This is a genomic window from Pseudomonas sp. PA15(2017) (assembly GCF_001945395.1).
In the GTDB taxonomy this organism is placed as follows: Bacteria; Pseudomonadota; Gammaproteobacteria; order Pseudomonadales; family Pseudomonadaceae; genus Aquipseudomonas.
Window position 1 is genome coordinate 13,728 of the sequence record NZ_MSXV01000021.1, and the last position, 17,414, is coordinate 31,141.

A 17,414-nucleotide genomic window follows, 5' to 3' on the forward strand; every position below is an offset into this window, starting at 1 on the left:
AATGAATGTGCTGATCGTTACCGCCTGCCCCAATGGTCAGGTCACCAGCGTGTTGTGTTCCCGCCTGCTGCAGGCGGCGGCCGAGCGACTGGGTTGGTCCACCCAGGTCGAGGTGCATGATGCCAAGGCCATTGGCTCGCCGCTGAGCGCGGCAGCCATCGAGGCGGCGGAGCTGGTGCTGGTGGTCAAGACCGGTGAGCTGGATCTGCAGCGTTTCGTCGGCAAGCGCGTGGTGCAATCCACTCCTTCCGAGGCACTGGCCGACCCGCAGCAATTTCTGCGTACCGCTGCCGAGCAGGCGCAGGTGCTGGATCAAGTGGCACCGGCCGCTACGGCTCCGTCCGGCAAGCCCCGGCTGGTGGCGATCACCGCCTGCCCGACCGGTGTGGCGCACACCTTCATGGCCGCCGAAGCGCTGCAGCAGGCGGCCGAGCAACTGGGCTATGACCTGAAGGTGGAAACCCGCGGCTCGGTCGGTGCGCGCAATCTGCTCGACGAGGCGAGCATCGCCGCGGCCGACGTGGTGCTGCTGGCCACCGATATCGAGGTGGAAACCGACCGCTTCGCCGGCAAGAAAGTCTATCGCTGCGGCACGGGCGTCGCCCTCAAGCAGCCCAAGCAGACGCTACAGAAGGCGCTGGCCGAAGGCGTTCTGCAGCAGGGCGCGGGGCAGGCGCAGAGCGCCGAGAGCGGCAAGCCGGCTACCAAGAGCGGCCCTTACAAGCACCTGCTGACCGGCGTTTCCTTCATGCTGCCGATGGTGGTAGCGGGGGGCTTGCTGATCGCCCTGTCGTTCGTCTTCGGCATCGAGGCCTTCAAGCAGGAAGGTACCCTGCCGGCGGCCTTGATGAAGATCGGCGGCGATGCCGCGTTCGCGCTGATGATTCCGGTGCTGGCGGGTTACATCGCCTACTCGATCGCCGACCGCCCAGGCCTGGCGCCCGGCATGATCGGTGGCATGCTGGCCAGTGCCCTGGGTACCGGCTTTCTGGGCGGCATCATCGCCGGCTTCCTGGCCGGTTACCTGGCCCTGGCGCTCAATCGCTGGCTGCGCCTGCCGCAGAGCATCGAAGCGCTGAAGCCGATCCTGCTGATTCCGCTGCTCGCCAGCCTGGTCACCGGGCTGGCGATGATCTATGTGATCGGCACGCCGGTGGCCGCGATCATGGCCTCGCTGGAAGCCTTTCTGCAGAACATGGGCACCACCAACGCGATCCTGCTCGGCTTGCTGCTCGGCGGCATGATGTGCGTGGACCTGGGTGGGCCGATCAACAAGGCAGCCTATGCATTCTCGGTTGGCCTGCTGGCCTCGCAGAGTTACGCACCGATGGCCGCGACCATGGCCGCCGGCATGGTGCCGCCAATCGGCATGGCCATTGCCACCGTGCTGGCCCGGCGCAAATTCAGCCAGACCGAGCGTGAGGCCGGCAAGGCTGCTGGCGTGCTGGGGCTGTGCTTCATCTCGGAAGGGGCGATCCCGTTCGCGGCCAAGGACCCCTTGCGCGTGATCCCGGCCAGCATCGCCGGCGGCGCGCTGACCGGTGCGCTGTCGATGTACTTCGGCTGCAAGCTGATGGCGCCGCATGGCGGCTTGTTCGTGCTGCTGATCCCCAACGCCATCAATCATGCGTTGCTGTATATGCTGGCCATCGTGGCGGGCAGCCTGGTGACCGGCGTGGTTTACGCGCTGATCAAACGGCCTGAAGTCGAAGCCCTGGCGGTCGCGGCCAAGGCTTGATGGCGGAACGGGGCAGCGATCGATGCCCCGTTTTTTTCAGCGCGTACCGAAGACCACCATGGTCTTGCCTTTCACGAACACCAGGCCCTGTTCTTCCAGGGACTTGAGTACGCGGCCGACCATCTCCCGCGAGCAGCCGACGATACGGCCGATTTCCTGGCGGGTGATCTTGATCTGCATGCCGTCGGGGTGGGTCATGGCATCGGGCTGCTTGCACAGGTCGAGCAGGGTGCGCGCCACGCGACCGGTCACGTCGAGAAAGGCCAGGTCACCGACCTTGCGGGTGGTGTTGCGCAGGCGTTCGGCCATCTGCGAGCCCAGGGCGAACATGATGTCCGGGTCCTGCTGGGTCAACTCGCGGAACTTGGCGTAGCTCAGCTCGGCCACTTCACACTCTGTCTTCGCGCGTACCCAGGCGCTGCGTTCCTTCTCGGCGCCTTCCTTGCAGAACAGGCCCATCTCGCCGAAGAAATCGCCGGGATTGAGGTAGGCGATGATCATCTCTCGGCCGTCATCGTCCTCAATCAGGATGGTGACCGAGCCCTTGACGATGAAGTACAGCGTTTCGCTGCGATCACCGGCATAAATGATGGTGCTCTTGGCCGTATAGCGACGACGGTGACAATGGGCGAGCAGCTTGTCGAAGTTTTTGACCTTTGGCGTGAGAGTGATAGCGACCATGCCTGTAATTCCAAATTTGTGAAGATAGGCCTGTGACAGGCGTGAGTAGGTGACGCTGTCCAGCTCCGGTGCAGGAAAGGCGGCCCGGATGAATACCTTGTTCTTATCGATCGGGAGCGTCGTCGTACCTCATGAAATCGATTGTGCCATTAAAACGGCATCATCATGGCCGGTGATACTTACCGGTGGTCCGATTTGTGAGGCGTTACACGTTCTTGGCGGAACTCTATCAGCATCCGTGGTGCGCCGTGCAAAAGCTGCGCTGTGATAAGCTGCCAGCCTTTTGCAAGGAGGAGCGGCAACGATGAAAGCTCGCGTTCAATGGGCCGGTGAAGCGCTGTTTCTCGGTGAGTCCGGCAGTGGTCATGCGGTGGTGATGGACGGGCCACCCGAGAGCGGCGGCCGCAACCTGGGCGTACGCCCCATGGAAATGCTGCTGATCGGCCTCGGTGGCTGCAGCAACTTCGATGTGGTGAGCATCCTCAAGAAATCCCGTCAGCCGGTCGAGAGTTGCGAAGCCTTTCTGGAAGCTGAACGCGCGTCCGAAGATCCCAAGGTGTTCACCAAGATCCACCTGCATTTCGTGGTCAAAGGTCGTGGCCTCAAAGAGGCCCAGGTCAAGCGCGCGGTGGAACTGTCGGCGGACAAGTACTGTTCCGCGTCGATCATGCTCGGCCGCGCCGGTGTGCAAATCACCCACGATTACGAGATCGTCGAACTGGGTGCCTGAGAGAGCAGGGCGACCCGCGTCGCCCTGTGATTGCCTGCGTCAGATGCGATAGGTGGTTTTGGTCATGACCTTGGACAACAGCGTCATGCCCAACTTGACCGGTGCGGGGAAGCGCACGCCGCCGGCATCCAGCGCGCTGTTGGCGTGTTCCAGCTCATCGCTGCGCATCTGTTCGAGGATGGCCCGGGATTTGGTGTCCTGCTCGGGGATCTGCTCCAGGTGCTCGTCCAGGTGTTTGACCACCTGATCCTCGGTCGCAGCCACGAAGCCCAGGCTGACCCGGTCGCTGACCAGACCCGCTATCGCCCCCACACCGAACGAAAGCCCGTAGAACACCGGATTCAGTACGCTGGGATGACTGCCCAGCTGGCGGATGCGTTGCTCGCACCAGGCCAGGTGATCGATTTCCTCGTCGGCTGCGTGCTCCATGGCTTCGCGCACGCGCGGCAGCCGCGCGGTCAGCGCCTGGCCCTGATACAGCGCCTGGGCGCAGACCTCGCCAGTATGGTTGATGCGCATCAGCCCAGCGATATGACGGGTCTGCTTGGCATCGAGCTCGGCCTCCTGCTCGACGATGGCAGGGGACGGGCGAGAAGGTTGGCCGCTGAAGGGCAGTAGCGTGCGCAGCGCCATATCGGCTTGCAGCAGCAGGCGGTCGACGGGCGAATAATGGCGGTCGTTGGCCATGAGGTTTCTCCGGCGATGACATGAGCGGCCAGTCTACCGCAAATGGCGTTTACGGGCGTGACGCCCGGCGCATGCGCATAAACGTGCGGCACGTCCATTGCGGTGTATCCGCCTCTTGCTCGCCTCTCGGCTTGGCAGGAACATGTGCTGCCGCTTGGGCATAAGGAGTTGCTGTGAAGAACGATATTCACGACCTGGGGCTGGTGCTCGATTCCAAGGTCAAGCTGGTGCTGATCGAGTCCTGGGACGAGCGCCGCGTGCTGGAAACCCTCACCGGCCTGGCGGTACGTCGCGCGCTGGGCCTGTTCACCTGGTCGATCACCGACGGCCTGCAGCGTGCCGGTTTCGCGGGGGAAGCCTTCGCCGAGGGCGATAGCCACGACCCCGAAGCGGCGTTGCGGCTGATCAAGGCCGACCAGCAGGGCAGTCTTTACGTGATGTGCGACCTGCATCCGTTTCTAACCGACAACCCAAAACTGGTGCGCCTGCTCAAGGAGGTTGCTATGGCCGATGCCGTCCATGCGCCGACTCTCGTGCTGGTGTCCCACGCCTGCAAGCTGCCACCGGAAGTGCAGCGCTACGCCGCGCGATTCAACCTGGCGCTGCCGGGTGAAGACGAGCTGCTGGCCATCGTCCGCGAGGAGGCGGCGCGCTGGAGCGAGCGCAACCGCAACCGCCGGGTGCGCACCGATAACCGCACCCTGCAGCAGGTGGTGAAGAACCTGCGCGGCATGAGCCACGCCGAGGCGAGGCTGCTGGCCCGCAACCTGATCTGCGACGACGGCGCCATCACCCAGGAAGACCTGCCGGAGCTGAACAAGGCCAAGTTCGAGCTGCTCGAACTCGATGGCGTGCTCAGCTACGAACACGACACGGCGCGCTTCGCCGATGTCGGCGGGCTGGCCAACCTCAAGCGCTGGCTGGGCGAGCGGCAGCGTATCTTCTTCGCGGGTGAAGGCGTGGATATTCCCAAGGGCGTGCTGCTGGTCGGCGTGCAGGGATCGGGCAAGAGCCTGGCCGCCAAGGCGGTGGCCGGGCTCTGGGGGCTGCCCTTGCTGCGCCTGGATTTCGGTTGCCTGTACAACAAGTTCTTCGGTGAAACCGAGCGCAACCTGCGCGAAGCGCTGGCGCTGGCCGAACAGATGTCGCCGTGCGTGCTGTGGGTCGACGAGATCGAGAAGGGCCTGGCCAGCGGTGATCAGGATGGCGGCGTCAGCCAGCGCGTGCTGGGCACGCTGCTGACCTGGATGGCCGAACGCAAGTCGTCGGTGTTCATGGTGGCCACTGCCAATGTGATCGACCGCCTGCCGCCGGAGCTGGTGCGCAAGGGGCGTTTCGACGAGCTGTTCTTCGTCGACCTGCCAGAGGCGGAGATTCGCGCGGAGATCTTTCGCATTCACCTGCAGCGCCGCGAGCTGGAGCCTTCGGCCTTCGACTTGGTGCAACTGGCGGCGGCCTCCGATGGCTTTTCCGGCGCCGAGATCGAGCAGGTGGTGGTCAGCGCCCTGTATGCGGCCCAGGCGCAGCAGCAGTCGGTCGACAATGGCACGCTGCTGCGCGGTATTCAGGCCACGGCACCGTTGTCGGTGATCATGGCCGAACGGCTCGCCGACCTGCGGGCCTGGGCGCGGGGGCGGACGGTCAGCGCGAACTGAGTCAGGCGCGGCCGAAGCGGCGATTGATGCGCGCCGCCACTCGCCGCACCAGCCAGCGGGGAAACAACCGGGGCGCCATCGTCAGCAGGCTGTTGCGCCAACCGGGCACGATGATCGCGCGATTGCGCTCCAGGCCGCGCACGGCAATCAGCGCCACTTCCTCGGCGCTCAGCATCAGCGTGCCGCGTTCGAGCGCCGTGGCATCGAGCTGGGCATTGCGGAAGAAGGCGCTGTGGGTCGGGCCGGGGCAGAGCACCGAAACCTTGACGCCATGGGGGCGCAGCTCCTCACGCAGCCCCTCGGAGAAATGCAGCACATAGGCCTTGCTGGCGTAATAGCTGCTCATCCACGGGCCGGGCTGGAATGCGGCAACCGAGGCGACATTGAGAATCTGCCCGTGGCCGCGGGCTGCCATCACCGTGCCGATGGCGTGGCACAGGCGCGCCAGGGCCAGCACGTTGACCTCCAGCAGTCGTTGTTCGTTGCGCCAGTCCTGGGCGACGAACGCGCCGCCGCTGCCCAGGCCCGCATTGTTCACCAGCAATTCGATGACCTGGCCGTTCTGCTCCAGCTCGTGGAGCAGACCTGACAGTTGCAGAGGCTCGCTGAGGTCGCACACGCGAAACAGCACGTCCACGGAAAAGCGCTGGGTCAGCTCGTAGGCGATGCTTTCCAGCGCATCGCGCTTGCGCGCCACGAGGATCAGGTTACGCCCGCGGCGAGCCAGCGCTTCGGCCAGGGCAAGGCCGATGCCGCTCGAGGCACCCGTGACCAGGGCATAACGTGACATGAGGTTCTCCAGAGCACTTCGCGGGCAGGTGTATAGCCTATCCGCAACCGAGCCGCCAGCGCTGCACTCGCAGCGCAGGTGAAGAAAATAAAGTGCTCGCGGTACGCTGCCTCAACTGCCGGTCAACAGGTCGCCGAACAGGCCGGTGAAGATGGCCAGCATGGCGAAGCCGCTCAGAAACATCATCAGCAGGGCGCCGATGAGCAGAATCAGGAAGATGCCCGCCACCAGGTTCACGCCGAGGCTGTTGGGCGGTGGCGGCGGGCCGTAGCGGTTGCTGCCGGCGGGGCCTGGCACCACCAGCATGACGATCCAGAACACGCTGCTGATGATCGGCACCACGTTGAGCAGCCACAGCCAGCCGGACCAGCCCATGTCATGCAGACGCTGCACGCCGATCTGCGCGCTGATCACCAGCATGCCGATCACCGCGCCGACCAACAGGATGCTGCCAAGGGTATCGGCCACCACGGTGATGGCCGAGATGCCGGCCATGACGCCGACGAAGATGAACAGCAATGCCAGCGACCAGGCCAGGTAACGCATCCTGCCGATGCGGCCTTTGAACGAATTGATCTTCAACTGGCCAACCTGGCCAGCCTGGGGGTCGATATCCGCCTTGGGCGGTGAGTAAGGTGTCTGCGGCTGACCGGAGACGCTAGACGCCGCGCGTGGTGGCGGGCTTTGCGGCGCTTCCGCCTGGCGGGCCAGGTACTTCTCGATGATCACACCGCAAGCCGAGCATTCGGCAGCCGTGAGCTGCTGATGGCCGCACTTGGGGCAGGTCATGGACGTCTGCGGCTGGCTCGCTGGCTCCACCTTGGCGGCTCTCTCTTCATCCGTTTCCACGAGGCTCAGCGCAGCGGCCAGATCCGGCTCCTTGCGAGCGCGGGCACCGGCACGCTGCAGCACGTTCAGGTACTGCTCGGCCTGGGCTTCTTCCAGGTCACGCTTGATGGCCACCGGGCCACGGCCGAACAGGGCGTCGATACGCGCGCGATCGCTTTTGAACAGGCTGACCAGGTTGGCCTTGACCTCGTCAAGCGAGGTATCAGGCATCAGGCTGCCATCGAAGACGATCTTGTAGCGGGGCTGGCTCATGCGCGTCCTTGTCTGCACGGAAAGAAGTGGTCGCCGACCCTATCCCGCCGCCATCGGTTCGGCAAGTGGGCGAGGGTCGGTTTTCGGTGCAGCTGAGCGGTGGTTCTCAGCTTGCCAGCAGGGCGCGCCAGCGTGGGATCAGAATGGCCTGACCACGACCAGAATGACGACGGCGATCAGGATCAGCACCGGCACCTCGTTGAACCAGCGATAGAACACGTGGCTGCGCGTGTTCTCGCCGCGGGCCAGACGTTTGTACATGGCGCCACACATATGGTGGTAACCCACCAGCAGGACCACCAGGGTGAGCTTGGCATGCATCCAGCCCTGGCTCATCCAGCCTGGCGCGAGCATCAGCAGGCCCACACCCAATACCAGAGTGGCGATCATCGCCGGCGTCATGATGCCCCGGTACAGCTTGCGCTCCATGGTGCTGAAGCGTTCACGGCTCGGCTCGTCCTCGCTCATGGCGTGGTACACGAACAGCCGCGGCAGGTAGAACAGACCGGCAAACCAGCAGACCATGGCGACGATGTGCAGGGCTTTGATCCACAGATAAAGCATTGCCGTTCCTTTTCATTGATGAGGCTTGCGATACTAGTGCCGATGATCTCGATAGTCATCAAGACGGTTGGCCGCAGGCAGGGTGGGCCTTATCATCGGACTTTTCGTCGAACAGCTTCGAGGCACCCGATGCGCCCATCCGCTCCCTTTGCCATTACACCGCGGCACCGCGGTGGCAGCGTGCCCGGGCATCGGTCCTGATGACGGGTTGGGAGGTTCGCCCCAGCAACCGGGCTCAGGAGCGACGCTTGCGAGTTGCGCTGGTGATATTGCTCGTCACGGTGCCGCTCGCCTTCTATGGCGGCAACTGGTGGCAAGCCAGGTCCTCTCAAGAGCAGACACTGGCATTCCAGCAAATGCAGGCGCAGGTCGAGGCGCAGGCCCGCGAACTGGACGAGCTACGCCAGCGCATGGCGGTACTCAGCAGTGGTGAGCAACTGGCGCAGCAATCCAACGAGCAGAGCCGCCTGACCATCAAGTTGCTCGAAGAGCAGAATTTCAAGCAGCAACAGGAGCTGGCGTTTTACAAGGGTGTTCTGGCCCCGGACAGCAAGGTCAACGGATTGCTGATCCGCAGCTTCGACATTCACCCGGCGGAAACTCCTGGCGTCTATCGTTTCAAGCTCATGCTCAGCCGTATCGGCAAGGACGACAAACCCCTGCAGGGGCGTTTGAACGTGCAGCTCGAGGGCAGCATGAACGGCAAGGCGAAGAGTCTGCCGCTGATTCAGCTCAGTGGCGACCTCCCGGAGGGCTCGACCGAGAAGGCGATTCCCTTCGCGTTCAAGCACCTGCAGGCGATTCCCGACGGCGGGCGGTTGGGTGAGCTGCGGATTCCCGAGGGCTTCGCGCCCAAACGCATACGTATCAAGGCTGATGTCGAGGGTGGAAAAGCCGTCGAGCGTCAAATCGAGTGGACTGACGGATAGGTGATGGGTCGCCATGTGGAATAAAGGCAAGGGCAAGGCAGACATGCAGCGCTTCACGGGCAAAACCAGCCTGATCGCGGCGGGCGCGGTGTTTCGTGGCGACCTGGAGTTTCAGGGCGCGGTGCAGGTCGACGGCAAGGTGCTCGGCGACATCCTGACTGAGCAGGGGTTGGTGCGGGTCAGCGTCGAAGGGCAGGTTGAAGGTGAGGTGCGCGCCCCCCATGTAGTCATCGACGGCGAGATCGTCGGTGATGTCTATGCCGGCCAGCACGTCGAACTGGGCCCCAAGGCCCGGGTGCGCGGCAACCTCTATTACGGGCTGATGGAAATGGCCATGGGCGCTCAGGTCGAAGGCGGCCTGCGGCCGATCAAGGAGCAGGACAGGCCGTTGGAGCTGCCCGAGAGCGTGGATGACGCTCAATAGTTGACCAATTTTCTAGGGTAAGCGGATAATACAGCGCTACCACGCAGTATGGGCGCCTGGCGCCGGGAGATAGAACATGAGCGTCGAAACCTTCACCCCTGCCGCTGCGATGCAGTTCACGCAGGGTGCGGCCAGCAAGGTGAAGAGCCTGGTTGATGAGGAGGGCAACCCGCGCCTCAAGCTGCGCGTGTTCGTCACGGGAGGCGGTTGTTCGGGCTTCCAGTACGGCTTCACCTTCGATGAAGAAGTGGCCGACGACGACACCATCGTCGAGCGCGAGGGCGTCAGCCTGGTCGTCGACCCGATGAGCTTCCAGTACCTGGTCGGTGCGGAAGTGGATTACCAGGAAGGCCTCGAAGGCTCTCGCTTCGTGATCAAGAACCCCAACGCGACCACCACCTGCGGTTGCGGCTCGTCGTTCTCGATCTGAGTTTGCCTTGCCTGAAAACGCCGCGCATTTGCGCGGCGTTTTTGTTTGTGTGGTTCGCTCAGGCTGGGTAGGTGTCACCGGCATCGCACGTAGTTTCCTGTCGTCAGGCGCTGCTCGGTGCTGCCGACACACGGAAATGATCGTACGGATCTGTCAGGGCCACCGGGATGCGATGTCCAAAGGCTCCTTCGACGGCTCCAAAAAGCGGCAAGGTGCGAGCAGGGCCTATCTCTGCGGAACTTGAAGCCAGGGTCATTCGTCACTAGCATGAATATGGACAGCCAAACGCCGCCATCACTGCATTCCGCCGTGCCTTGGCCCGGACGACCATCAAGCTACCGAAGGGGCAGGCGGCGCAGGCACTACGTCACACCTTTGCTAGCCACTTCATCCAGAACGGCGGGAATATCGTCACGCTGCAGCGAATCCTGGGTCAGTCGAGCTTGGCTATGGCTATGCGATATGCGCATCTCGCTCCTGACCATCTGCAGGACGCTTTGCGCTTCGGCCCTTCGTTGTGATTCTCAGCGGCTACTTGTCGCTGATTCTCGCTCTGGCTAAGGCATTAGCTGCAAGGTGCTTGATATACCTCAGCTCGCCCGGCGAGTGCTTATCTGACTGGTGTGCTTCGATCAATCTCACAAGCTCGTTAATGCTTTTTGGATCTTTTGCCATCCCAGCCTTGATGATTTCGATAGCACCGTCTGCGCAATAGCGCTCGACGCTTCCGAAATCTAGATCTTTTAGGTCTATCTTCAAGGAGCTGCACTCGTGTGTGGGCGTGGGCGTGGGCGGCGCGACGGTACAGCAATTGCCAGTAGTTTCATACAGATATCCTTTTGCAAGGATAGGCGGTTACGACACCTTTACGACACCCAAAGAAAAACCCCTGACTTTCTCTAGGAAAATCAGGGGTTTATTTGGTGGAGCCGGGGGGATTTGAATCCGTTTTATCTCCTGCCCGTTGTAGCCCGTTGCTGGCCAACGCTAGCAGATTCAGGGCATTTTCATGCTCCTCCTGCCCACTGCCGGCCTTTGCCGCCTGTTGATTTCGACAGTTTTTCGACATTGCATCTAGACAGTCTGACTCCCTATAGGTAGCTTCATGCCATCAGAGCCTAAAGCATAGGCCTCTCATAGATGGCTTATCTGGCCATATTGCCCTGTCTATTAGGTATGGTTATTGGATCAGATACTTAAACTTACCGATAAATTTAAAAACTGTAGCTGCCTGGCTTATATTAAATAAGCTCTAGCATGGAGCATTAACATGGCATCAATGAGCAGTAAAGATCGCGCCCTTCATTACTTTAAACGGTTATTAGAATCAAAGGATCGGCTAGCTGAGCTTAAGAGAATACAGCTCGATCTTAATTCTCTGGTATTCACTGCTACTCAAAGACCGATCGATCGTAACACAAAAGTAGAAATCCTAGACGAGTTAGAAAAACTCATTAGGGGCGTGCCGGGGCTTGAGCATCTTGATGAGTCCAGGTCCTATGAAATAAATAAGCAAGGCGCCACAGCATCAGACAATAGCGATATATTAGATGTCATTAGCGCAATGAAGAAAAAGGCAGAGTGATGGAAGTCGGGGCAAGTGAGGCTATAGCATTTCTCAGTCTAATCACTTCTGTTGGAGCTGTCATTTTCGCTAAACAGTCAAATGAAAAGGCAAATGCAATCGCTCAAGAAAACTTAAGCCTGCAGCATGCCATGGTTGAGCTTGAAATAAGTCAATCTATAGAGAATGCTAAATCAAAGATCAACGAGATAGCCCTTATAATGGTTCCCTTTGTTGCCAAAGAAAAGGCCAACGCACTGTCAAGTGAAGATGTGGAAGCATTGTCGCTTTATCGAAAAAATTTCAACGCAGCGACGCAGACTCTAATTAATTATTATGATTCAGCTTGTTCAAAATATGCCGACGGAAAAGTCGATAAGATAAGGTTTAGAAAAACATATAAAACTGAAATTCGGAGGCTTGTCGAAAATGAAGATTTGCAAGAGTATTTTAACCCTCTGACGTCATCATATAAGCCAATACTTAATATATATAAAGAATGGGAACATTTGGAATAGGCTGCCAAAGGAATGTGTTCTTTTACCATTTTTCTGGCTTCGTAATCATCTGTTTATTTTCTAATGGTTTTGTTAGTTCTGGTTTTTTCTTATCTGTGCTGAAGACCTATCTGCGCTTTGCAGTTACGTCTTTCAATGCTCCCTTCGGCATAAGGACAAAAGTCTCTTAAACGAGTTTCCTTGCCGATAATCACGATCTCTTGTTTTTTGCTTTGTTGCTGTGGTTTCGCCTGTTGTGAATAAGCGCGTTGAGACGGGATTACGTTGGGCAATGTCTGCGGAACGTATGTTGCTGTGCTGTATTCGGTTTGTTTATCCGGCTGCTGTGTCTGTTGCTTGCGTGGCTGATCTTGGTTAGCCGCATTGCTGCGTCGGGCCACGTCCTCAACGATCTTGTCCCAGTCTTTTTCGGCGGGCACCGATCTGGTGATTTCTGCAACGGGAGCTGGTTTTGGCTTATGCGTGTTCTCTAGCTGATCAACCTTGCCCTGCATGTAAAGAGAGCTCAGCGTGTACAGCAGCCCGACTGTGAAGGCGCTGCCCAGGAATGAAGCAACAACCCATGTTGTCATGTCGCTTTTGCGGGCACTCGGCCTGACGTAGGTAGGTGCGTCATCCCTGTCAGCTTTCATATGTTCATCCTTGTCTGCGTCTAGCTAATCACCACGTTTTCTCTCGATAACCCTGTACGCATTCTTGTACGTCGTCATCAATCACGTTGCCCGGTTTCATGCAGTCTTTAACCGACCGGCGCACGCCACGATTCGCTTCTTTCTCGGCGAGTTCTTGCTGCTTGAGGTTCGCTCTCGCGCCCTTGGCCATCGGGCCACTCCCTTCGGCTAGCGAGCGTTGCACTCGCTTATTGAGAGAGTCGGCCATGGGCTTCATAACGTAGTCGCTGATTCCCTTTGCTGCATCGTCGAACAAGTCCGCATTTGCTGACATGCAAATGGCTAAGCTCGCTGTCGCAATTATCCGTTTCATCCCTATCTCGATTCCCTTCGGGCGTACCAGCGCCTAGCTACTTCCTGAGTGATCGCTATCCCGCGTTTTGACCGGTCAAGGTTCGGTTGGCCTCGTCGTACTCAGGGCTCGTTTGGCCGCTTTCCGGCGCAATCTGCCCCAACGCTAGCCACAGTGCGTATTGCGGGTAGAGCTTGGTTAGCGCCTCGACTTCATGTGTGCTGATCCTGGTTCGCTTGTCGTAGCGAACTGTTCTCCATCGGGTGCTCCCGATTTCAGTCTTTTTGACCAACTCGTCCATGCCTGCCTTATCGACAAGAGTTCTAACTCGGTCGTCTATCGATTCCATAATCGTCTATAAATTTACGTCTGTAATATACAAATGGCTCTACTATCGTTGTATATTACGAATGTAGATTACGTAAAGCGCTGGTCTGCCAGCGTTTTAGTATCGCCCCGATAAAGACCTTCATAGTGCAACAAAGGGCAAGATTGTGGAAGGAACCGACCTGACTTTAAGCCGCGTAGTTGGAGCCCCGCCAGTGATGCCATGGCGCGAGTTCGCTAACTGGATACGCATGGAGAACGAACACGACACCGTGCGGGGCTGGATTCGCAACGGCTACCTGCCGTCCAAGAAGATCGGCAAATACGTTCTGGTGAACGTTGCACTGCTGACTAAGCAGCTCATGGAAGAGGAGTGGGAGTGATGAAAACTCAATACGTCGTCGAGACCTGCACCTTCCACGGCCCGTCCAAGCAACGCCGCTGGCACCGCGTGCACACCGGCCCGTCCCTCATGGACTGCAACGCCTACGTGGGTAGCACCATTGCCAGCATGTACGCCCACTGGCGTCCTGAACGTGCCCTGGCTCTGTTCCGCGTCCGTGGCGTGAGGACTTCCGCATGAAAGCACCTGCCCTGTTCTCTGTTCAGCAATTCAAAGACCTCTGCGTCTGGCTGTTCTGGCTCTCCGCTTACGTCGCCTTCTGCGTGCTGTTCGGCCATCTGCTCAAGAGCATTTGGGCTCTGATCGTCGATGCTCCTGTACAGGCAATTGCCGCCATCGTCGCTGCTTCCATGGGCGCAATTTTTATCGGCTACCGCCTAGCCATGGGGGAGGCCAGATGACCAATGCAAAAGTACCTGCACCAACCCCACAGGCCGGACTGCGACTGCTCTGTCTGCTATGTCAGAAGACTGGGGCCTATCAGCCTGTCGCCACGCTGCACCCAATGCCGCCCCGTGCGCTGTTTTCCGGTCGTTGGCCAAATGCGGCTGGTGAACGGGCACTGGCTGCACGTGAGCAGTACCTACCGCTGGGTCTCGGGCTTTACCTGTCCCCAGCACTCACCAACCCCGCGCCCGCCTCGGTACTGGTACGTGGTGGAGAACACCGGCAAGCCAACGCCCTACGTCCCGCGCTGGGATCTGTTCGAGCTGGAGTCTGAGCAATGCCCGGCATCGTCCTGACCGTCGCCCAAGCCGCTGAGCTGTTGCCCCTGGCCAGCCAGCAGCTTGCCCGCGCACAGATCCAACAGGACGCTGCCGACCAAAAGGGCATTCCCGAGCGCTGGGACGTTCAGGAATGGCAAGAAATCGTCATGGCCCTGCAAGGCCCGGTCGTTCATGGGGTGATCAATGTTCGATAAGTCGCCAAGCGTCATCGAGATGGGCTTCATCCTGGCCGGCATCGTGCTGGTGATGATCCTCCCGTTCTATATGTACGGCCTTATCCGCCTGGGCTTCTTCCGCAATGCTGGATCGGTCAATAGCCGCGCTCCCGGCTCGTCGGAACACGCTTCATCGTTCCGTCGAACGGAAGCACGGGCAGCGCGAACTATTGAACGCCCCCCGGACAAATCAGCCTCCGCTCATGAGTGTGGGGCAGCTTCTCCGCCCCGCGCTCCTGAGCCCTCGGCGGCAAGAGTGGGATGACAAGGGCGAAGCCCTTGGTGTGAACAGACTTCAACGTACCAACCGCATCACCTGATAACCGCAACAAACCGACCCAGGCACCAGTAACGAACAAAGCCAAGAACACAAAGTTGGCTTAACGGGACTGCTCGGCCTGAAAAACCTGAAAAGCGCATGTAACGCGCAACTTAGCGAGGCAACACACATGGCACGTACAACTATGGATCTGGCTTTCATCAGCGCCGAGCGCGTCCAGTTCGACAACGTTGACCTGATCAAACTCTATTTCGGTGATGAGCCGGACGGCGAAAAAGACCTCGGCATCTCGCTGCTCTCCATGCAGGTTTCCGAGGAAGTGCGCGACGAAGTGTGGGCCGCCTGCAAAGGCCTGGACGTACTCGAAACCGTCCGCGTAACCGCGGAAATCGAACGCGGCTCCAAGAACGCCGGCAAGTTCATCGTGTTGCACGTTGAGTCCGCCAAGGCGCAGGCCAAGCCAGCCGCCACTGCTGCAGCCTCACCTGCTGCCAGCGCCGCCAAACCCACTGAACAACCCAAGCCCTAAGCACCGGGGAGGCTGAGCCATGCGCCGTTATCTGTTCATCGCTGCACTGGCCTTCGTAGGCGGTTACGCCTGGGGCAACGCTGACGGGTTTGCCTATGCCGTGCGCATGGCCCCGGTAGCCGGCCAGTTCTCCCCGTACTGAGTGCACCTGAATGTCGGTCGTTGCCGTTCAAGTGTGCATGGAGTGGGTGAGTACTGACTCATCCATGACCTGCACCCAGCTTGGCTGGCAACAGGCCTACCTGATTCCACCTGAGGCCGCTGGATACGTAGACATCCTGGTCTCGGGTGGTTTTTCGCCGGAAGCCTTCGCCGTTGGTTTTGGCGGAACGCTACTGGTTTTCGCAATCGGCCTTTCCGGTGGAATGGTCGCATCAATCCTACGCAGAATGAGGTAACACCCATGCAACAGATGAAAACCCAGCTCAAGAACACCGCGTCCAACTTCGGCCGCGCTCGCCGCTACGCCCGTAACGCCGCCATCGGTGGCTTCGTGGCCCTGTCCACCAGCGCCGCTTTCGCCCAGGTGCCGATCTCCATCGAAGGCGTCGAAGCGCAGATCAACTCCGGTGCCACCAGTGCCGGTACCGTGGCCGGTTACGTTGCCCTGGGCCTGTCCCTGCTGGCCTGTGCTGGCGTGCTGTTCGGCATGCTGCGCAAGGCGTAACCCCACATGCTCTGGTCAGTAATGCTCGGCGCGTTCATAGCCGGGGCATTCATCACCGGCTTCCGAATCGGCGAGTTTTTCTGATGGGGTCGAAGGGGCTTAATAAGCCCCTTCTTTTATGGCGTATGGGGATCACTTTTTATCAGCGTTGGTTGCTTGCTCTCGTCCTGCTGGGGTGGGGGCCGTTTGTTTTTGCTGAGGATTATTATTGGTCTGCGGGCTCGTTCAAATCTGCATCGCCAAAAACAGCGTGCGAGAATTATTTTGCCGATCAAAGTAAGGATTGGGCTTACCAGATTCACTCTATTACTGTTGAGATCGTTAACGAGTCCCAAGGATTCTGCCAAGGCATTAGCTACGGCTCTCAATACTCTCAGCCAGTTTGGCGCTACGGTGACACCTGTTCAGGCTCATATGATTCGCAGACGGGTATCTGCACACCGAAAGAACAAAACGAATGTCAATCTAAGATCGGCCAGACGCATTCCTTCGGCACCGACATGGGCCAGATGGAAGCCTGCATCGACAAGTGTATCGTCGTCGTCGATTCATCCTCGCCCGATCCCATCACCCCCTACAAGAAACCCAGCGACATCACCAAAACCTACTGGTGGGTCACGGGCATGTTTTCGGGTGAGAGCTGCTCTACGTCCGACGGCCCCGATAACAATCCACCGGCACCTACTGAATCGAAGTCCGACCGTGACTGCACGCCTACAGCGACAGCTGAAGACGGCACTCAGACTTCCAGCTGTACCGAAACCAAGACCGAAATAGACAACCAAGGTTGTGTAGCCAAGGGCGGCTCCGTTGGTAGCGTCGATGGCGTCATGCAGTGCGTGGCCTCCAACAAAGGCCCCAAGGCCACTGAGACCAAGACCGAGACCAAAACCGAAAGCAAGACCAACCCGGACGGTTCAAAGAGCGAAACCACCACCAAGACCACCGAGCAAAAGAACTGCTCCGGTGCCGGTGCTTGCAGCACCAACTCCACCACCAACGTTAACCACAACAACACCAACGCCGACGGTACCAAGGGCAGCGAGTCCTCCACCTGCACCGGCTCCAATTGCACCGGTACTGGTTCTGATGAAGGTAAGGGTGACGGGAAAGGCGACGGCGATGGCGAGGGAGAAGGCGAAGGTGAGGAAGGCGAAGGCCCTGCTGGCCCGCAAGGCACCCTGCAGAAAGGCGAGCAGGGCAGCTTTGCCGAGGGCATCAGCGAGTGGGATCAACGCATCAGCGAGGTGCGTGGCGAGCTGGATCAAAAGCTCGACCAGTATTCCGGCATGTTCAAAGGCGTCTTCGACCTAGACCTGTCCACCGGCGGCGGCTCGCTGCCCTGCGACAACATCCCGGTCTCCTTCGGCGGCACGTCCACCACGCTGCGCTTCTGCTTGGCCGACTACGCCGACCCACTTTCCTACCTGCGCTATGCGCTGCTGCTCGGTGCGGCTGCGCTGGCTGCCGTGATAATCCTGCGAGGCTGAT

At 59.6% G+C, this 17,414-nt stretch carries 27 protein-coding genes; 19 read left to right on the forward strand and 8 right to left on the reverse strand.

What is annotated here, in order from left to right; translation table 11 throughout:
- The first annotated feature begins 1 nt into the window (after nucleotide 1).
- Nucleotides 2–1,738 carry a PTS fructose-like transporter subunit IIB gene (locus BVH03_RS07805; RefSeq protein ID WP_075960640.1) on the forward strand — a complete coding sequence of 579 codons (1,737 nt, stop codon included), beginning with the start codon at nucleotides 2–4 and terminating at the stop codon, nucleotides 1,736–1,738.
- 36 nt (nucleotides 1,739–1,774) lie between these two features.
- Here the strand turns inward: BVH03_RS07805 and crp are convergent, their stop codons facing one another.
- Nucleotides 1,775–2,419, reverse strand: a complete 645-nt coding sequence (gene crp / locus BVH03_RS07810) for a cAMP-activated global transcriptional regulator CRP (protein WP_075932187.1) — start codon at nucleotides 2,417–2,419, stop codon at nucleotides 1,775–1,777.
- Between the two features lie 88 nt (nucleotides 2,420–2,507).
- Between crp and BVH03_RS25855 the strand changes: the two genes are divergently transcribed.
- Nucleotides 2,508–2,687, forward strand: a complete 180-nt coding sequence (locus BVH03_RS25855; RefSeq protein ID WP_143485912.1) for a hypothetical protein — start codon at nucleotides 2,508–2,510, stop codon at nucleotides 2,685–2,687.
- A 36-nt stretch (nucleotides 2,688–2,723) separates the two neighbouring features.
- Nucleotides 2,724–3,149: an OsmC family protein gene (locus BVH03_RS07815; RefSeq protein ID WP_075960641.1), complete on the forward strand. Its 426-nt coding sequence runs from the start codon at nucleotides 2,724–2,726 to the stop codon at nucleotides 3,147–3,149.
- Nucleotides 3,150–3,188: 39 nt separating this feature from the next.
- On the opposite strand, the gene coq7 is transcribed toward BVH03_RS07815, so the two are convergent.
- The gene (coq7, locus tag BVH03_RS07820; protein ID WP_075960642.1) at nucleotides 3,189–3,836 is read right to left on the reverse strand and encodes a 2-polyprenyl-3-methyl-6-methoxy-1,4-benzoquinone monooxygenase; all 648 of its coding nucleotides are present in this window, start codon (nucleotides 3,834–3,836) and stop codon (nucleotides 3,189–3,191) included.
- Between the two features lie 173 nt (nucleotides 3,837–4,009).
- Between coq7 and BVH03_RS07825 the strand changes: the two genes are divergently transcribed.
- The gene (locus BVH03_RS07825) at nucleotides 4,010–5,491 is read left to right on the forward strand and encodes an AAA family ATPase (RefSeq protein WP_075960643.1); all 1,482 of its coding nucleotides are present in this window, start codon (nucleotides 4,010–4,012) and stop codon (nucleotides 5,489–5,491) included.
- Nucleotide 5,492: 1 nt separating this feature from the next.
- Here BVH03_RS07825 and BVH03_RS07830 read toward each other — a convergent pair whose 3' ends face one another.
- The 3 genes from BVH03_RS07830 to hemJ all read right to left on the reverse strand — a co-directional run bounded on the left by BVH03_RS07830 (nucleotide 5,493) and on the right by hemJ (nucleotide 7,946).
- Nucleotides 5,493–6,281, reverse strand: a complete 789-nt coding sequence (locus BVH03_RS07830; RefSeq protein WP_075960644.1) for an SDR family oxidoreductase — start codon at nucleotides 6,279–6,281, stop codon at nucleotides 5,493–5,495.
- Nucleotides 6,282–6,392: 111 nt separating this feature from the next.
- Nucleotides 6,393–7,382: a DUF805 domain-containing protein gene (locus BVH03_RS07835; RefSeq protein ID WP_075960645.1), complete on the reverse strand. Its 990-nt coding sequence runs from the start codon at nucleotides 7,380–7,382 to the stop codon at nucleotides 6,393–6,395.
- 138 nt (nucleotides 7,383–7,520) lie between these two features.
- Nucleotides 7,521–7,946 (reverse strand): protoporphyrinogen oxidase HemJ, encoded by a 426-nt coding sequence (hemJ, locus tag BVH03_RS07840; protein ID WP_075960646.1) that lies wholly within the window; start codon nucleotides 7,944–7,946, stop codon nucleotides 7,521–7,523.
- Between hemJ and BVH03_RS07845 the strand changes: the two genes are divergently transcribed.
- From BVH03_RS07845 to BVH03_RS25860, 6 genes are all read left to right on the forward strand, one after another.
- The gene (locus tag BVH03_RS07845) at nucleotides 7,946–8,875 is read left to right on the forward strand and encodes a DUF6776 family protein (protein WP_143485913.1); all 930 of its coding nucleotides are present in this window, start codon (nucleotides 7,946–7,948) and stop codon (nucleotides 8,873–8,875) included. The genes hemJ and BVH03_RS07845 overlap by 1 nt on opposite strands.
- Nucleotides 8,876–8,888: 13 nt before the next feature.
- Complete coding sequence (locus BVH03_RS07850; RefSeq protein WP_075960648.1) at nucleotides 8,889–9,299, forward strand: polymer-forming cytoskeletal protein; 411 nt, start codon at nucleotides 8,889–8,891, stop codon at nucleotides 9,297–9,299.
- Nucleotides 9,300–9,375: 76 nt separating this feature from the next.
- Entirely contained in the window at nucleotides 9,376–9,729 is a 354-nt protein-coding gene (erpA, locus tag BVH03_RS07855) for an iron-sulfur cluster insertion protein ErpA (RefSeq protein ID WP_013789740.1), read from the forward strand.
- Nucleotides 9,730–10,043: 314 nt separating this feature from the next.
- The gene (locus BVH03_RS26755) at nucleotides 10,044–10,250 is read left to right on the forward strand and encodes a tyrosine-type recombinase/integrase (protein ID WP_256574653.1); all 207 of its coding nucleotides are present in this window, start codon (nucleotides 10,044–10,046) and stop codon (nucleotides 10,248–10,250) included.
- A 749-nt stretch (nucleotides 10,251–10,999) separates the two neighbouring features.
- Entirely contained in the window at nucleotides 11,000–11,314 is a 315-nt protein-coding gene (locus tag BVH03_RS07870; RefSeq protein ID WP_075960650.1) for a hypothetical protein, read from the forward strand.
- Nucleotides 11,314–11,811, forward strand: a complete 498-nt coding sequence (locus tag BVH03_RS25860; RefSeq protein WP_143485914.1) for a hypothetical protein — start codon at nucleotides 11,314–11,316, stop codon at nucleotides 11,809–11,811. Before BVH03_RS07870 ends, BVH03_RS25860 begins: the two co-directional genes overlap by 1 nt.
- A gap of 89 nt (nucleotides 11,812–11,900) precedes the next feature.
- On the opposite strand, the gene BVH03_RS07875 is transcribed toward BVH03_RS25860, so the two are convergent.
- The 3 genes from BVH03_RS07875 to BVH03_RS26760 all read right to left on the reverse strand — a co-directional run bounded on the left by BVH03_RS07875 (nucleotide 11,901) and on the right by BVH03_RS26760 (nucleotide 13,123).
- A complete protein-coding gene (locus BVH03_RS07875; protein ID WP_075960651.1) occupies nucleotides 11,901–12,443 on the reverse strand; it encodes a hypothetical protein in 543 nt (180 codons plus the stop codon).
- Nucleotides 12,444–12,471: 28 nt separating this feature from the next.
- Complete coding sequence (locus BVH03_RS07880; RefSeq protein ID WP_143485915.1) at nucleotides 12,472–12,738, reverse strand: hypothetical protein; 267 nt, start codon at nucleotides 12,736–12,738, stop codon at nucleotides 12,472–12,474.
- Nucleotides 12,739–12,850: 112 nt separating this feature from the next.
- The gene (locus BVH03_RS26760) at nucleotides 12,851–13,123 is read right to left on the reverse strand and encodes a hypothetical protein (RefSeq protein ID WP_075960653.1); all 273 of its coding nucleotides are present in this window, start codon (nucleotides 13,121–13,123) and stop codon (nucleotides 12,851–12,853) included.
- 196 nt (nucleotides 13,124–13,319) lie between these two features.
- Here BVH03_RS26760 and BVH03_RS07890 point away from each other — a divergent pair, with 196 nt between their 5' ends.
- The 9 genes from BVH03_RS07890 (at nucleotide 13,320) to BVH03_RS26320 (ending at nucleotide 17,413) form a co-directional block, all read left to right on the forward strand.
- Entirely contained in the window at nucleotides 13,320–13,484 is a 165-nt protein-coding gene (locus BVH03_RS07890; protein ID WP_172140312.1) for a DNA-binding protein, read from the forward strand.
- Nucleotides 13,484–13,684, forward strand: coding sequence for a hypothetical protein (locus BVH03_RS07895; RefSeq protein ID WP_256574654.1), 201 nt, complete (start codon nucleotides 13,484–13,486; stop codon nucleotides 13,682–13,684). The genes BVH03_RS07890 and BVH03_RS07895 overlap by 1 nt, the downstream gene beginning before the upstream one ends.
- A complete protein-coding gene (locus BVH03_RS07900; RefSeq protein WP_075960655.1) occupies nucleotides 13,681–13,905 on the forward strand; it encodes a hypothetical protein in 225 nt (74 codons plus the stop codon). Before BVH03_RS07895 ends, BVH03_RS07900 begins: the two co-directional genes overlap by 4 nt.
- 3 nt (nucleotides 13,906–13,908) lie before the next feature.
- A complete protein-coding gene (locus BVH03_RS07905) occupies nucleotides 13,909–14,247 on the forward strand; it encodes a DUF5447 family protein (protein WP_075960656.1) in 339 nt (112 codons plus the stop codon).
- Nucleotides 14,229–14,426, forward strand: coding sequence for a hypothetical protein (locus tag BVH03_RS07910; protein ID WP_027903343.1), 198 nt, complete (start codon nucleotides 14,229–14,231; stop codon nucleotides 14,424–14,426). Before BVH03_RS07905 ends, BVH03_RS07910 begins: the two co-directional genes overlap by 19 nt.
- A gap of 470 nt (nucleotides 14,427–14,896) precedes the next feature.
- The gene (locus tag BVH03_RS07920) at nucleotides 14,897–15,256 is read left to right on the forward strand and encodes a hypothetical protein (protein ID WP_075960657.1); all 360 of its coding nucleotides are present in this window, start codon (nucleotides 14,897–14,899) and stop codon (nucleotides 15,254–15,256) included.
- Nucleotides 15,257–15,275: 19 nt separating this feature from the next.
- Nucleotides 15,276–15,398 (forward strand): hypothetical protein, encoded by a 123-nt coding sequence (locus tag BVH03_RS26765; protein WP_256574655.1) that lies wholly within the window; start codon nucleotides 15,276–15,278, stop codon nucleotides 15,396–15,398.
- Between the two features lie 261 nt (nucleotides 15,399–15,659).
- The gene (locus BVH03_RS07930; RefSeq protein ID WP_075960659.1) at nucleotides 15,660–15,923 is read left to right on the forward strand and encodes a major capsid protein; all 264 of its coding nucleotides are present in this window, start codon (nucleotides 15,660–15,662) and stop codon (nucleotides 15,921–15,923) included.
- 83 nt (nucleotides 15,924–16,006) lie between these two features.
- A complete protein-coding gene (locus tag BVH03_RS26320) occupies nucleotides 16,007–17,413 on the forward strand; it encodes a hypothetical protein (RefSeq protein WP_168175603.1) in 1,407 nt (468 codons plus the stop codon).
- Nucleotide 17,414 lies beyond the last annotated feature (1 nt).